A 13,914-nucleotide genomic window follows, 5' to 3' on the forward strand; every position below is an offset into this window, starting at 1 on the left:
ATCGAACACGGAGGGCACCATGTCAGAAGCGGCACACCCGGCGGCCCAGGCAGGGGTGCTGTCGCGCCGGGCCGTACCCGGCCTGGTGGCTGTGGTCGCCGGCGTCGCTGGCTACGTCGTCGCGAGCGGCAGCGACGCGGCCGAGCCGAAACCGGCGACGGCGGCCGCGAACGGCGGTGGCGGTGGCGGGGCGGGGGGCCGGCAGCGCCTTGCCGGCCTCGCCGAGGTGCCGGCCGGCGGTGGCCTGGTTCTCGACGACGTCGGCGTCGTGCTCACGCGCAGTGCCGCCGACGAGGTGCTCGCGTTCTCGGCCGTCTGCACCCACCAGGGTTGCACCGTCAGCTCGGTGGCGGGTGGCACGATCAACTGCCCGTGCCACGGAAGCAGGTTCGACGCGGCGACCGGGGCGCCGGTGGCCGGCCCGGCGAAGGCCCCGCTGGCGCCGGTGGCTGTCGTCGTCCAGGACGACACCGTGTTCACCGCCTGACCTCGAACAACCGGCCCTGACCGGCCCTGACCGGCCTGTGACAGGTACGACCTGCCGACCGAAGAAATGGGGAACCGATGAGCCCGGTACCGCTGCGTGTCCAGACGCCCTCCACCCAGGTGATACTGCCCGGCGAACGACTGGCCGTCGTCGGGCGTGGGCGGGACGCGGACGTCGTCGTCGCCGACAGCCGGGTGTCACGGCGACACGTCGAGCTCGAACCCGGCGGGGACGGGTGGACGGCGCGTGACCTCAGCACCAACGGTATGTGGTGGGAGGGGCGGCGGACCGCGACCGTGCGCGTCCAGTTCGACGAGATCCGCGTGCGGCTCGGTGCGGCCGACGGCCCGGAACTGGTGCTCGTCCCGCAACACTCGGCGGCCAGACCCCCAGCCCAGCCCGGACCGGGTCGCGACGTCGGCGACATGGCGACCGTGTTGGCCGGCGGCGGCCCGCCGGCAGCCGCCCAGCTGCGCCCGGTGGGACCCGCGCCCGCCGCCGTCCCGGCCCCGGTCAGGACGGCAGCGCCACTGCGCTGGGCTCGCGCGTTCCCCACCCTGGCGTGGCTGGCGGCAGCTGCCTTCGCCGTCGGCGCACTGATCGCGCTTACCTGATCAACTCTGGCTCCGAGCAGCGCACAGCGGCGTGCGGTCCGTGGTCGTCGCGGCGCGCTCACCCCCTGACCAGTCAATTCGACGAACTGTGCTCCCCGCTCGGGCTTGCGATCCCGTAGCGCAGCTCACGGTCTTCCCGCCGATGCTCGACGTTCCGCGTGGGACCCTGCACATCACATGATCCCGGGTGGGTAGACGGCTGAAGGGTCCAGCCATAGAACAGCGGGGCTCCGTCCCGAACCCCGGCTCTTTCTCTGGAGGGGATGAGCCGCCGACGGCCGCGGGGAACCGGATGCGGCACCGCTGATCTCCTCCGCCAGACGGACACCCGGAGGGCTACCCCGGAACCCCCTCGCCGCGCAAGGGCGCACGGCACCCAGCGGGCACGGCGGGAACATCCGCGCTCTTGCGCGTCCAGGAGAACCCGGGGTAAGGCGCAGCCTGCCCGCCCGACGGAGGAGATCATCTCAGGCAGAGGTCTGTGAAGATCAAAATAAAGTCGGGTGCTGCCGGAGTCCTCCCGACCCGAGTTCGATCATGCTAACGATGCTCGCCGTCGCCGTCGCCGTCTGAACACCGATCACCAGGACTGTCGGCATGGGAGCTCGATGCGATCGTCGCGCCCGGCACCGACGTCGGCCAGGTCGGCATGACCAACGCCCCGCCCGCGATCGATCACGCCACGCTACGTAGGCGGCCGGCCGACGACCGCGCCGCCGCCCGAGGAAGACCCGAGAACGTCCGGCGGTGAAGGGGATTCCGGGGAACGGCGGCGCCATTCGGAGTAGTTCTCGGCGAGGCGGTGCAGGCCGGTTCTGATGCGGGGCTCGCCGAGTTCCGCCAGCAGCGCGGCGACGTGGTCGGCGGCGAGCGCGGCGAGCAGGGTGTGCGCGGTGTGGTCCGGATCGGGTACGCCGTCCAGCAGGATCGCCACGTGTCGGTGCCAGAACCGGTAGGCCCCGATCCGGTAGCGAGCTCCGGGTGTCGCGGTCTCCGACATCCGTACCAGGTCCAGGTGCTCCAGCAGGTAGTCGAGGTATGCGCCGACGAACGCGGTGAGCCGTTCGGAGGGCGCCGCTCCGGGGCCGAGTGGCGGCGGTCCGTGCAGGATTGCCTCCTGCAGCATCTGCTCCCGTGTGTCGAGCAGTGCGACCGCCAGGCCCGCCTTGTCCCCGAAGCGGCGGAAGAGGGTGCCCTTGCCCACCCCGGCGGCCGCCGCGATCTGGTCCATGGAGACCGCCGCCACTCCGTGCTCGGCGAACAGCCGGGCGGCGGCGTCCAGCACGGCGACTCGGTTGCGCGCGGCGTCGGCTCGTTCCTTTGGCGGCGGGGTGCGAAGCAGCTCCAACGGTGTTGCGCAACCGGACTGCGGTCCGTTAAGGTTCTCCTGCACAACCGGACTATAGTCCGATTCTTGGGAGGTAGGACCATGACCGCACTCATTACCCGTGACGAGCTGAAGGCGGCGATCGCCGCCGGGAACGTGACCGTCGTCGACGCGCTGGGTGGCGAGTACTTCGCGCAGCAGCACCTGCCCGGCGCCCTCGCCCTGCGCCCCACCGAGGTCGACGCCAAGGCACCGGCCGTGCTGCCGGACCGCGACACCGCCATCGTCACCTACTGCTCCAACCCCGCCTGCCCGAACAGCGGCCAGGTCGCCGACCGGCTCGCCGCGCTCGGCTACCCCAACGTCCGCAAGTACCGCGAGGGCATCGAGGACTGGGTGGCGGCTGGTCTGCCGACCGAATCGGCCTGACCCGGAACCGCCACGGAACAAGCGCACCGCCACGGAACAAGGGCATACCCGGCGCTGCCGGTCTGGACGGACCGTAGCCGTTTCAGGCCGTACATCGGCCGGAGCCGGGCTTTGAGCCTGCCATGGTCGGCTTCGATCCGACTGTTCTCCCGGGCGGCGTCGACCTGGCAGGCTTCAGGCAGCAGCTCGTCGAGCGGCCGCAGAAGGCCGGCAGCGGTGGCGGGCCACCCGGCGCTCGCGCATGCTTGGCCGACAACGAATGGGGGTGGGCCCATGCCGACATCCATCACCACTCACCAGCCATCCGACTTCCGGCCAGCGACCTGACACCGACTTCGTCCGATCCGACCGGCCTTGTCGCCAGCGGATTTCTCGCGGCAGTCAGGATCGGCCGATCAGCCCGAAACCCGATCAGCCCCTCCGCACGCCAGAGCAGTGTTCTCCGCTCCGGGAAAAAGGAATGGGTGGTGCACCATGAGGATGCCGCACGCGATGTCTGCTGCGATAGCCGCACTGGTCCTGGGTCTACTTTTCGTGGCGGTTCCGGCGCGAGCCGGAGGGCCAACTGTAGCTCCGGTTACACCGGTGTCTCCGGCTGCGCCCGTCATGCCGGTCCTGACAGGCATCAGCACGGCACACGCGGCCAGTGCCCGCGCGGACCTCATCCGGTTCCACTTCCGGCCGGCCGCCCCCTCCGAGGCCACCGCCCGGTACGTGCCGGCCTCGGAACTGATACAGGACGGCTCCGGCCTTCCTGTCGCCGTGCGGGGCCGGTCCTTCGTCAAGGTGGTCTTCCACAATGCGGCGGCCCATGACGAGAAGGGCAGGGCTACGGCTCCGCGCAACCTGTTCCCGGTCCGCGCGACCACCAATGTTGTCCAGGTGCGGTCGGGTGGCGACTTCGAGGGCGTGGTCACATACTTCATCGGCCTGCGCGAGCCCGCGCCCGGACCGCAGGTACAGCCGACGGTGCAGCACACCGGCACCAGCGTGATCGTGGCGATCCCGACCCGATAACCCGGCGGGACAAGGGGTCGACGGGCAGGCCGCCGCGCCCGGCGGCCTGCCCGGACGCGAACGGGAGTGTCGATGAACGTCCGACACTCCCGTTCGGACGTCAACGCCCCCTGTTCACCCACAGGCCACCCGCGCCGGGCTCTACCTCTACGGGTGAGGCCCTCGCCGCCGAACAGGCCGAAGAACTTCTGCACGCCACGCCCGGCGAGCAGCAGGCCGAAGATCATCCGCAGGAGGCACCCTACAAAGATGGCTCCCATCGGGCACTAAACCGGCGACAGGATCGACAGTGGTACGCCGAACGAAGAGTACAGATTCATCAGCTCTTTCTCTGCCAGTTCCGAGTCATGTAGAACCACATGGAACGGGACCTTACGCTCGTCGACAGGCCAGCCGCGCGACTCGGGGAGCGCCCAGGCCTCACCTGCGGACGAGAGGACATCGAGGAGAAGTCCGATCGACTGCCGCTGTCTCCACAGAAGCCTGGAGCTGTGCGCGACATCCATGATATATGCCTCCGCCGGGGTCCAGCTCAGGTCGGTCAGGCATTCATACAGGGCGTCCCAGTTGCGACCGTAGTACCCGGGAAACTCAAACCTCTCAACGAATTGATCATGCATCTCCGCCTCTGTGCTCATTTCTGCGCCGTCGATGCATACCAACCGCACACCGCTTCCACCCTCGTCGGCATTCCCGGGAGGTGTGGGGGCCGTGCCACAGAGGATCCACGGGGGCTGCGGCGAAAGCAGCACTCGTGGCAGCCGGTCACGGGCCACGTTTCACCTGCCTGATCCGAGCGAATGTCATGTAGTGATCACCAGTATAGTAGGTGGACACGTCACTTCCTGTGACGATCCTGGCGGCACCGCGAGGCTTGGTGTTGTATGCGTCCCACTCCCGGTAGGAAACCCCTTGGGGTGGCGCGTCATTGCTGTTTTTGTAGGTGGCCCCTCCCTTGTGCCCTGGCAACGGCGAACCCTTCGATGTAGAGCACGGTGGATCTTGGGTCCGGATATGGGTGGAGCCTACGAAGGAAATCCTGGCTGATCGCCGGTCGTCACAGCTCGACGGATGCTGGAGAGACTCGGCTTCAGACCGTCCGCATCAGTGGCAGTCACTCAGCCGGGTGCAAGCCGGACACGTCGCCATTCGCTGGCGAGCCCGGTGGTGCCGTCGGCCCCGTGGGTGATGACCTGCCAGCGCTCGAGCGGGCTGGTGAACGTGTGGACGGCGGTGGCGCCCTGATTACGGAGGGTATCGGCGTGCTCCCAGGATGATTCGCCGGTCTGGCGTTCGATTTCCACCGTGTAGTCGGCGGCGCCTGGAACGGCGTTCCACATCAGGTCGAGCGACGTCCCAGAGAAGACGGGTGTGTTGTCCATCGGCATGATGAGGGTGGGCGCGGACAGCCGGGCTGTGGACTCCACGTGCACCGACTCGGGTCGGCTCTTCGCCTGCCGGCCCGCCTCGTCGGTGACGGTGACGGTGAGGGTGATGGTGTGCTTCCCGGGTTCGGTGAACCGATGGGAGCTCGTCGCCTCGGTGCCCTTCTTGACGACGTCATCGAACGAGAACGCGTACTCCCGGATCGGACTTGATCCGGCGACGGATTGCCCTCCGTCCGCCCGCACCTCGAGCGGCGCCGCGCCGGAGTGGACGTCCAATGTGACGGTCGCGGACAGGAATGTCTCCGTCCCGGCGGTCGTCCGCCCGGGCCCCGGCGGAGTCTCGGGCGTTGCCTGTGTCGAGGGCACCGTCGTGGGGCTGGGTACGGGAGCTGGGCTGGGGGTCTCGGGCAGCGCCGAGCTGGCTGACGGCGAGGCGGCGGGCGTCGCACCGGACAAATCGGGTGTGACGGGTGTGGGACCTGTGAGGACGGTGAGGGAGATCTTCGGGCTGGGGATGATCGTGATATTCCGGTCGTCCCCGAGGTCGGTGGCGACCGCCCCGGCCAGCAGGGTGGCAGCCCCCACCATCGCCACCCGCGTCGGATTGCCGCTCCGCCCGGCGGCGACGGGGAACGCCGGCGGCTCGCTGCGCGGTGCCCGCGCCGGTCTGACCAGACCTGGCGGGGACGTCGGRCCAGCCCGGTCCGCAATAGCGCCGGCGTCGGTTTCGCCGGAGCCAGGGCAGGAAACGAGAACAGGGTCTGTGTCCTCACTGGCAGGCCCGGTAACCCCGTCTGGTCCCGCAGGGACCGGCGCGGCGGTGGTGTCGGTGGATTCGTCCGCACCAGCCCGGACCGTGATGGCGGACGTCAGCGGGAAACGCGGCGCGGCCTTCGGCTTCGCCCGGCCATCCACCACCACGGTGATCTGCTGGCGCAGATGGCGGGCGGCCTCGCTCTCCGACCTGTCGACGAGGTCGATCGAGATCAAATCCTTTAGCAGACGTGGCCGGGCGCAGTCGGAGACGCGGACGGGCACCAGCCGGCGCCGGAAACCCTGTGGGTCCGCCTGCAGCGCCGCCTGCCACTCTCGCTCCCCGTACACAGAGCGCAGGTAGGTCCCGGACAGCACGGCCACGGTGTGCTGCGCGTCCCGGATACCCCGCTCCATCATGGCCATCCAGTACGAGCCTGCGACGAAGTCCCAGGCCTGGATGAGGACCGTGTAGCCGAGATCCTCGATCTGCCACGCGATCCACTCGGCCCAGTCGCGGTCATTCTGGGTGTAGGAGACGAAGAAGTCCCACCCCTGCTGGGTCTCCCCAGCGTCCACGTCGTCGTCCATGTCGTCTTCGGACCGCCCAACGCGTCTGGGGTCACTGACGTCGGCTCACTGCTGCAAAACTGCAATCCGTGCTCGTTCTGACGCGGATGGTAATTCTCTCCGCGGCGCCGCCCCACGAAGCCGTGCACTGCCGTGGAGGCGACGCCCCGGCGCGGGCACGGTGGCTGTCAGGCAGCGCCCGTCGCAGTGCAGCCAGATCTCGAACTGGGTGTGCGCGAGTGGCGGCAGCGCGCCCGGATCGTGGCTGCGGTCGGCCGTGCGCCCAGCTCGGAGAGCAGTAGGTCGAGCGGGGGCTCCTGGGCACGCGGATCGAGGAAGGCGCTCACGACTTGCGATGTCCGCCCAGGGTGGGCGTTCGACACGTTCGCCAGATAATAGATCTTGCTTGGTGAAGTTGAGAATGAAAATAGAAATATGACGAAGCCGCCGCCTCATTTGCCCGTAGCTGTAATGTTCGCCGAGGCTGTTTGAATGTGGTCGGCTTGTCTCATCTCTCGGTCGTGTGCACTGGGTATGGTTCCAGGGTGATCCCTCACATCGAGCTCACTGAGTCGCAGCATCGGATACTGGCTGAACTCATGGTCGGAGATCTGCCCTCGTCGGGGCACGAGCCGGCGGCGTCCGCGGCTGCGGAAGCCCGTGGGTTGACGGCGCGGATGCTGGCGGCGGAAGTGCCCGCCATGAGGTGGAAGCAGCTGGTCTCGGAGGCCGACGGCGTGCTGACGGTGACGACTCTCGGGGCCGCGATCTTCCATCGTGCCCGGCAGGAAGAGGCCGAGGCACGGCTGGCCGCGGTCGTGTCCTTCGCTGACGTTCTGGAGGCCGCGGCTGGTTCCCCACGGGCGGCGCGGCGCGCACCGCACGCCCTTCGCCGGCTGGCCCAGGGCGTGCTCTCCCGTGACCAGGCGGTCCGTCACCTTCTCGCCTGAGGCATCCCTCAGGCGCCGGATCCCCCGGGGGTACCGCCTGGATGCCGCCGGGCCGAGCCGTGGGTCAGGCGTCGACGTCCGCGAACAGCCCCACCGCACTTCGGTACCGCGGTCTACGTGCAGCCGTCGTCAGCGGCAGCACACCCGCCGCGATGAGGTCATGCTGGGCCACCACCGGACCGGCCAGGATCTCGGCCAACAGGTCCCGCTGCGCCGCCGCCGACCCGACGAGGCGGCGGAGCACCGACAGAAGCTCGATGAGTTCCGTCGTCCAGTCGTGCGGCCAGCGGTCAAGGTGAACATCGTCAAGCGGGCTGGTCCGCTTGCTGTTGGGTGACGCTTTCCGATAGCCGAACCATTTCTGGACGACCTGCATCCCGCCGACATCGAAGGTGAAAACCTCTTCGGGGACCGGGCTGAAGACACCGTCGCCGAGATACAGCGTGTTGGTCGCGCTGTCGTGGCGCAGGTGTTCCGGGAAACGGTCGCGGATATGGGAGTCATAGCGGACCTGCCGCGGGTCGCCATTGCCGAATCTGACGTCGCCGACGGGGCGGCCCTGCGCCGGATCCGCGCACCGGGCACCGTAGGTCGAGGCCCACAGCAGCTCGGTGCCCAGGGYGACTGCCCTGTGCCAGAGCTCGGGGTCGCGGGTGAGGGGAAGGCGGACCCCTGGGGTGAGCAGCTCCTCGGCGAACTGTTCGGTGAAGGCGCGATGYCCCGCCACCGCGACCGTGTAGGCCGCCAGCTCCAGGGCGGTGACCCGCTCCTGGCCGAGCACGCCGGCGAGGTGGGGCAGGAGCCCGCCGGCGACGTTGGCCGAGCCATCGGGCTGCAACAGCGGCAGGACTCTGCCGCCGCGACCGTTGAAATGGTGGGTGTCGGGTATCAGCGCGGTCGCGACGACAGCCGGCCCGGACTCGATCTTGTGAGAGGACTGCTGGTTGAGGAAGATCTGGCCGTTCTGCAGCGAGGACCACAGGTCGGGGCGGGGAAAATCCAGCACCCGGCTGTCGGCGATCAACCACTGACGGTCGAAGCTGCGCATTCCGAGCCGGACCGCCGGGGGATCGAGGGCGCTCTCCCGCCCAATGGCGGTGCGGTGCGGCGGTTGCCCCGGCAGGGGCGGCACCGCCCGGAGCAGCGTGCGGTCCCGGGTCGCTTTGAACAATGTGGTCTTCGTGTCCGAGTCGTCCTCGCGGATCAGTCGTGACCAGCGGCGGCGCAGTATCTCGGTGCTGGGGGCGCTCACCCAGGAGCGGTTCGACGTCACGCCGAGGCTTCCCCACGGGAAAAGATCGGCGAGCGCGGGGAAATCCTCCCAGCCCGACTCCGTGTTCGGGGTGAAAGGGCGATCTCCGTCGCGATGAGCGTCCCGCCAGCCGTCGTCGTCGATCGCGATACGTGCCAGCTGCCGGAACTTGTCATCCCGCGAGCCCGTGATCGAGCGGTAGTGGATGCGGGCCGGGCCGCCGGGGGTGTGCCCCGCGCCGCGCACGAAGATGTAGATGCCCAACGGCTGCGCCACTCCCGGGAAGACGCGGGTGGCGACACCCGCACGCTGCCCCTCGGGAGAGATGTTGATGATCCAGCCTTCGTCGCAGGTGCGACGGAGATACTCACGCAGGCCACGCCCACCGGGGCCGGTCGAGAAAGCCGCGGGTGTGATGAAGCAGACCACCCCGCTCCGATTGCTCTCGTGGGCGTCGAAGACCTTCCAGGTCGCCCACCGCCAGAAGTAGATGTGCATGTTCTTGAGCGCGTGCTCGTACCGGCCGTTRCCTTCCTGACGGAAGGCGTCCAACGGGGCTTTTCCGTCAGCCACGGGGRAATCTTTTTTCTCCACCCATCCGCCGCGTCCCTCGGCCTGGTGGTCATACGGGGGGTTGCCGATCACCACGGTGACGGGAACCTGGCGTTTGACCTGGTTGGCCCGTCGTCTGGAGACAGACAGCTCGCTGTAGGCGAGGAGGGCCGGCTGCTCATCGACGAAAGGTGTCGCGAGGGTGTCGGTCAGGAAGAGTTTCAGGCCCTCCGCCGGCAACCACATCTCCTTGTCCCGGAGCAGGTCCGAGGTGCGGAGTTCGGCGACGGCATACGGGCCCATCTGCATCTCGAACCCGTACAGGCGGTCCGCCAGCCGCGCGACAGCGTCGATCTTCATGCCGTTGCCGTGCTGGGCGGCGGCGTCCTCGGAGACTCTTTCGATGATGGCGTGGAGAAAGGTTCCGGTTCCCATCGCCGGGTCGACGATGCGGACGTCGGGTTCGGCGTAGCCCTGTTCCTTGCCGAGGCGGGTGCGCAGAACCTCCTCGGTCAGGCGCACCATGTTCTCCACGATCTCGCGTGGCGTGTAGTACGAGCCGCTGCGCTGCCGCAGCACAGGATCGTACCTGGTCAGAAAGTTCTCGTAGAGATGCAGGTAGGCATCCCGGTTCCCGCGTCGGATGGCTGGCCAGTCGACATTCTCGATGGTGCGGGTCAGGAGATCAAGTGTCACCAGGAAGCGTTTGCTGATGTTGTCGGTGAGCATCTGCAGTGCGCTGCCGATCAGCGCGTGCTCCGCGTGCAGCTGTCGGCCGATCTCGTGCAGGCCGCCCTGCATCAGGGGGATGTTCTCCGTTCTGGCCAGCAGCAGTGCGAACGTCACTGTCTGGGCGTAGCCGTCGGCGAACTTCTGGTTGTCCGCTTCGGGGAAGAGCAGGTTGCGCCAGTCGTTCCGCAGGCCGGTGAAGGGGCGGGCCCGGGGGTCGTCCTCCGGTGCGTCCGACCTGGCTTCGGCGGTGAGCTGCTCCAGCACAGCGGCGCGCAGGAGGCGGCACAGCGGGGCGATGTGCTGGACGARCCGGGCCACATTCTGGAGTGGAGGCGGGCTCCACAGAAGAAACGTCGTCATCAGCGCGTCGAAGGCAGCCGRCTCGGCCGTCCGCAGCCGCCCTCCGATTTTCCTCAGATCGCCGGTGAAGTGGACGGTTTCACCGACCTGGACGCCATCCCGGAAGAGTCGCCACTCGGTGCCGTTCGTGTAGAGCAGGTTCGGGAGATCGCGCAGCCGCTCCCACTGTTCCCTGTTGCGGCCGGTGAAGCTCTGCGGGTCCACGGAAAGGCCGGGTTTCTTGATCTCGATGTAGCCGGTTACCAGGCCGCTGACCTGGACGGCGTAGTCGGGTCGTACGCCGAGCTCGGGAAGACGCACCTCGTCGTGCCAGGTGACCTCGGACAGCTCGTGGTGGGTACCCACAACGGTCAGGAGCTCTTCCAACGGGCTTCGGATCGCGGCTTCCGGGCTGCCACCCCCGGAGAGCTTTCCTGTGCACCTCTGGCCGAAGTTGGAGACGGCCGCGAGCAGCCATTGATCCGTTCCCGTCGACATGATCTTCCCCCAAGAATCACCGGAATAATGACAGTATCTTTTTCGTGATCCGGTTCCGTGAGGTTTTGTAAATCGTCATGATAAGGGTGGAAAAGCTCGGTTGTGCATGATGTCCGTTTTTGAGTGTGGAGCGGGTCTCGCCCTTGGGTACGTCCGCAGCCCGCTGCGTGTCACGCCTCCCGACCCCTTCGACCTGGACCGGGACGGCAACGGCCGCGGCTGCGAAGGCTGAGGCGACCTCCCAGGAAGAACCTGGGAGGTCGCCGCCCTGTCCTCTGCTACATCCACGGTTACGGCATGGAGGCTAGCGGGCCACCAGGCCGGGGCTTCCCGCCTGCGTCACGAACGATCCGGCGGTCACCAGGGTGCCGCCGGGCGTGCTGACGTGGCTGACCGTCTTCCAGTCGATCTCGGCGGCCGTCGCGCCGAGGTTGACGAGCACGTAACCGCGCAGGCCGTTGTAGAACTTCAGGTGCGGGTTGCGCGCGTGGTAGCCGGCCCAGTTCGACGGCTGGGCGGAACCGTTGCCGCCGCTGGTGATCGAGGTGGCGACGACCTCGGTGCCGAGGATCTCCGAGGCGGGGTCGGCCGGGTCGTCGTGGATGTCGAAGCCGTAGGCAACGTGCACGTCACCGGTGAGCACCATCAGCTCCTTGCCGGAGCGGCCCTGGCGGGGCAGGCCCCGCTTCCAGCCGTCGAGGACCCGCCGCCGGGACGCCGGGTAGCCGTCCCAGGAGTCCATCGACAGGTTCGCGCTGCCATCGGCACTGGCCCGGCGGGAGAAGACGACCTGCTGTGAGGCGATGTTCCACTGCGCGTTCGACCGTGCCCAGCCGTCGATCAGCCAGCGCTCCTGGTCGAGGCCCGGCAGCGTCATGCTCTCGGCTTCGGATTCGGCACTCGGCGGCTTCCAGCCGTCGCCGTTGGCCTGGTTGGTGCGGTACTGGCGGGTGTCGAGGACGTCGAACTGCGCCAGCCGTCCCCAGCCGAAGCGCCGGTAGAGGCTCATGTCGGGCCCCTGCGGGAACTGCGGCCGCCGCAACGGCATGTTCTCCCAGTAGGCGCGGTAGGCGGCGGCGCGGCGGAGCAGGAACTCCTCGGGCGGAACGCTGTTCTCCGGGATGCCGCCGGCGTAGTTGTTCTCCACTTCGTGGTCGTCCCAGGTGACCACGAACGGGTGGGCGGCGTGCGCGGCGATCAAGTCCGGGTCCGACTTGTACAGCCCGTAGCGCACCCGGTAGTCCTCCAGGGTGGCCGTCTCGCGGTTGACGGCGTCCGGCAGCACCCGGTCGGTGTAGGCGCGGGTGCCGCCGGCACTGTTGACCGCGTACTCGTAGAGGTAGTCGCCGGTGTGGAAGACGGCGTCCACGTTCTCCTGTGCGAGGTGCCGGTAGGCGGTGTAGTAGCCCTGGTCGTAACGCTGGCAGGAGACGGTGGCGAACGTCATCGACCGCACGGGCGCGCCGGGGGCGGGCGCGGTCCGGGTCCGGCCGGCCGGGCTCACCCACGAGCCCACCCGGAACCGGTAGTAGTACTCGCGGTCCGGCGCCAGGCCGGGAACATCCACGTGCAGGGAGTGGCCGAACTCGGGATGCGCCCAGTCGTCACCGCGACGCACGATGCGGCGGAACCGCTCGTCGGAGGCGATCTCCCAGGCGACGGGGATGCGGGCCGGCGGCAGTCCGCCGTCGGCGACCAGCGGCTGCGGCGCCAGCCGGGTCCACAGCAGCGCCGAGTTCGGCTGCGGGTCGCCGGACGCGACACCGAGCGTGAACGGATCGCTCGTCACCTTCCCCGGAGCCAGCGCCGGAGCGCTGGCGGAGGCGGTACCAGGCAGGCCGACGGTGAACGCGAGCGTCGCGGCCGCACCGGACAGGGTGAGGAACCTACGCCGTTCCAGGCCGCGGGCAGCGGCCCGCAGTTCGGCGGAATGCTCAGAACTGATCGTCACGAATGTCTTCCTCAGGGGTGGGTCGACGGGGGACCAGATGAGCCCACCAACACGAGGTAGCCGCCCAAGAAACGTCAAATTTCCGCTCAGAACCCACTTGTCGAAATGCTCGGCCTCCCGGTGAGCGGCCGACCGGCGCGGCGTGCGGTGCACCGTGGGACGACCGCGACGTTCTCGCCTGAAGCCTCGGGAAGGCTACGCAGCGTGCCGATCGAGGACATTGATGGCGGTTTTGGCCGGTGGCCGGCCACCGGCCACCRGCCGGAGCCAGAGGCGCCGGACTGGGGGGCGGGGCGGGTGGGGATGGCAGACAGGCCTTCCACGCAATTCCAGCCACGAGTTTGGGTGCCGGATGTCGGRGAGGTGAATACCAGTGAAAGTCAACGCCAATAAACTGGCAACGAAATGTGGTGGGAAGTACTGTCGCGCCGACAGCAACGCGGGCAAGAAATGAAAGGACCGCAATGAGGCGCGTATTCACGTCATTTCGGCTGGCTACCCTGTTCCTGACCGCTTTCGTCGGCATTTTCCTCGCACCCGGCGCGGCACTGGCAATCAGTCCACAGAGTACCCCGTCGTTCACCGTCCCCGCGGACGACTGTCTGTTCGGCTACACCGAGGGGGACCTTTCCTGGCGCACCCTCGGCACGCCCGGGGTGCCGGTCGTGGACGTCGCGGGAGTGGTCTACGACATGTACAACAACCTGTGCCTGCCCATCCGTGACGACGGGCTGCGCACCACCGCCATCTTCACCGCCTACAGCGGCAACACGCCGGTGGACCGGGCCGCGCGGCAGGTGGACAACGGGGCACGCAAGTTCGCCTTCACGCTTCAGCCCGGTCTCGTCGTGGGCACCATCGACCACGTGACCATCCGGGTCTGCCGTTCCGCCGTTCCCGACGCGGTGGCTCCGTCGTCCAACTACTGCGGTGCACCGCAGACCTTCTACCGCCCGATCCCGTAAGCGCGGCACGGCACGGCGCGGGCGGTTGGCTGGTTACCCGGCCGCCGCCCGCGCTGGCGGCTGGTGGAAATCGCACATCCTTCGACCGGT

General features: G+C 68.4%; 12 protein-coding genes and 1 pseudogene. 6 read left to right on the forward strand and 7 right to left on the reverse strand.

Translation table 11 applies throughout. The features are described from left to right. Window positions 1-19: 19 nt before the first annotated feature. Together CC117_RS24730 and CC117_RS24735 are read left to right on the forward strand one after the other, a co-directional pair. A complete protein-coding gene (locus CC117_RS24730) occupies window positions 20-487 on the forward strand; it encodes a Rieske (2Fe-2S) protein (protein WP_071088170.1) in 468 nt (155 codons plus the stop codon). A gap of 77 nt (window positions 488-564) precedes the next feature. Further along, window positions 565-1,101 carry an FHA domain-containing protein gene (locus tag CC117_RS24735; protein WP_071088172.1) on the forward strand — a complete coding sequence of 179 codons (537 nt, stop codon included), beginning with the start codon at window positions 565-567 and terminating at the stop codon, window positions 1,099-1,101. Between the two features lie 685 nt (window positions 1,102-1,786). Here the strand turns inward: CC117_RS24735 and CC117_RS24740 are convergent. Further along, the gene (locus CC117_RS24740) at window positions 1,787-2,449 is read right to left on the reverse strand and encodes a TetR/AcrR family transcriptional regulator (RefSeq protein ID WP_241830391.1); all 663 of its coding nucleotides are present in this window, start codon (window positions 2,447-2,449) and stop codon (window positions 1,787-1,789) included. Window positions 2,450-2,530: 81 nt separating this feature from the next. Here CC117_RS24740 and CC117_RS24745 point away from each other — a divergent pair, with 81 nt between their 5' ends. Continuing rightward, window positions 2,531-2,857 carry a rhodanese-like domain-containing protein gene (locus tag CC117_RS24745; RefSeq protein ID WP_071088174.1) on the forward strand — a complete coding sequence of 109 codons (327 nt, stop codon included), beginning with the start codon at window positions 2,531-2,533 and terminating at the stop codon, window positions 2,855-2,857. A 35-nt stretch (window positions 2,858-2,892) separates the two neighbouring features. Here CC117_RS24745 and CC117_RS40655 read toward each other — a convergent pair. Beyond that, a pseudogene (locus tag CC117_RS40655) lies at window positions 2,893-3,072 on the reverse strand (DDE-type integrase/transposase/recombinase); the annotation flags it as partial. A gap of 259 nt (window positions 3,073-3,331) precedes the next feature. Here CC117_RS40655 and CC117_RS24750 point away from each other — a divergent pair. Next, a complete protein-coding gene (locus CC117_RS24750) occupies window positions 3,332-3,874 on the forward strand; it encodes an AMIN-like domain-containing (lipo)protein (protein ID WP_071088176.1) in 543 nt (180 codons plus the stop codon). 266 nt (window positions 3,875-4,140) lie between these two features. On the opposite strand, the gene CC117_RS24755 is transcribed toward CC117_RS24750, so the two are convergent. From CC117_RS24755 to CC117_RS24760, 3 genes are all read right to left on the reverse strand, one after another. After that, the gene (locus CC117_RS24755) at window positions 4,141-4,512 is read right to left on the reverse strand and encodes a barstar family protein (protein ID WP_131803129.1); all 372 of its coding nucleotides are present in this window, start codon (window positions 4,510-4,512) and stop codon (window positions 4,141-4,143) included. 127 nt (window positions 4,513-4,639) lie between these two features. After that, a complete protein-coding gene (locus tag CC117_RS40660) occupies window positions 4,640-4,912 on the reverse strand; it encodes a ribonuclease domain-containing protein (RefSeq protein WP_084132725.1) in 273 nt (90 codons plus the stop codon). Between the two features lie 80 nt (window positions 4,913-4,992). Next, window positions 4,993-6,606 (reverse strand): TIR domain-containing protein, encoded by a 1,614-nt coding sequence (locus CC117_RS24760; protein WP_071088181.1) that lies wholly within the window; start codon window positions 6,604-6,606, stop codon window positions 4,993-4,995. A gap of 680 nt (window positions 6,607-7,286) precedes the next feature. Here CC117_RS24760 and CC117_RS38220 point away from each other — a divergent pair. Further along, window positions 7,287-7,535: a hypothetical protein gene (locus CC117_RS38220; protein ID WP_131803130.1), complete on the forward strand. Its 249-nt coding sequence runs from the start codon at window positions 7,287-7,289 to the stop codon at window positions 7,533-7,535. Window positions 7,536-7,599: 64 nt separating this feature from the next. On the opposite strand, the gene CC117_RS24770 is transcribed toward CC117_RS38220, so the two are convergent. Both CC117_RS24770 and CC117_RS24775 read right to left on the reverse strand, forming a co-directional pair. Further along, entirely contained in the window at window positions 7,600-10,908 is a 3,309-nt protein-coding gene (locus CC117_RS24770) for a type ISP restriction/modification enzyme (RefSeq protein WP_071088186.1), read from the reverse strand. Window positions 10,909-11,212: 304 nt separating this feature from the next. Continuing rightward, window positions 11,213-12,859, reverse strand: a complete 1,647-nt coding sequence (locus CC117_RS24775; protein WP_071088188.1) for an alkaline phosphatase D family protein — start codon at window positions 12,857-12,859, stop codon at window positions 11,213-11,215. Window positions 12,860-13,323: 464 nt separating this feature from the next. On the opposite strand from CC117_RS24775, the gene CC117_RS24780 reads away from it, so the two are divergent. Further along, window positions 13,324-13,824 (forward strand): hypothetical protein, encoded by a 501-nt coding sequence (locus tag CC117_RS24780; protein ID WP_071088190.1) that lies wholly within the window; start codon window positions 13,324-13,326, stop codon window positions 13,822-13,824. Window positions 13,825-13,914 lie beyond the last annotated feature (90 nt).

This window comes from Parafrankia colletiae (assembly GCF_001854655.1).
Lineage (GTDB): Bacteria > Actinomycetota > Actinomycetes > Frankiales > Frankiaceae > Parafrankia > Parafrankia colletiae.

Bases quoted from the DNA above. Each gene is read 5' to 3' on its own strand.
- CC117_RS24780 (WP_071088190.1), top strand. From the start codon at position 13,324: ATGAGGCGCGTATTCACGTCATTTCGGCTGGCTACCCTGTTCCTGACC.
- CC117_RS24750 (WP_071088176.1), top strand. From the start codon at position 3,332: ATGAGGATGCCGCACGCGATGTCTGCTGCGATAGCCGCACTGGTCCTG.
- CC117_RS24735 (WP_071088172.1), top strand. From the start codon at position 565: ATGAGCCCGGTACCGCTGCGTGTCCAGACGCCCTCCACCCAGGTGATA.
- CC117_RS24755 (WP_131803129.1), bottom strand. From the start codon at position 4,512: ATGAGCACAGAGGCGGAGATGCATGATCAATTCGTTGAGAGGTTTGAG.
- CC117_RS24730 (WP_071088170.1), top strand. From the start codon at position 20: ATGTCAGAAGCGGCACACCCGGCGGCCCAGGCAGGGGTGCTGTCGCGC.
- CC117_RS38220 (WP_131803130.1), top strand. From the start codon at position 7,287: ATGAGGTGGAAGCAGCTGGTCTCGGAGGCCGACGGCGTGCTGACGGTG.
- CC117_RS24745 (WP_071088174.1), top strand. From the start codon at position 2,531: ATGACCGCACTCATTACCCGTGACGAGCTGAAGGCGGCGATCGCCGCC.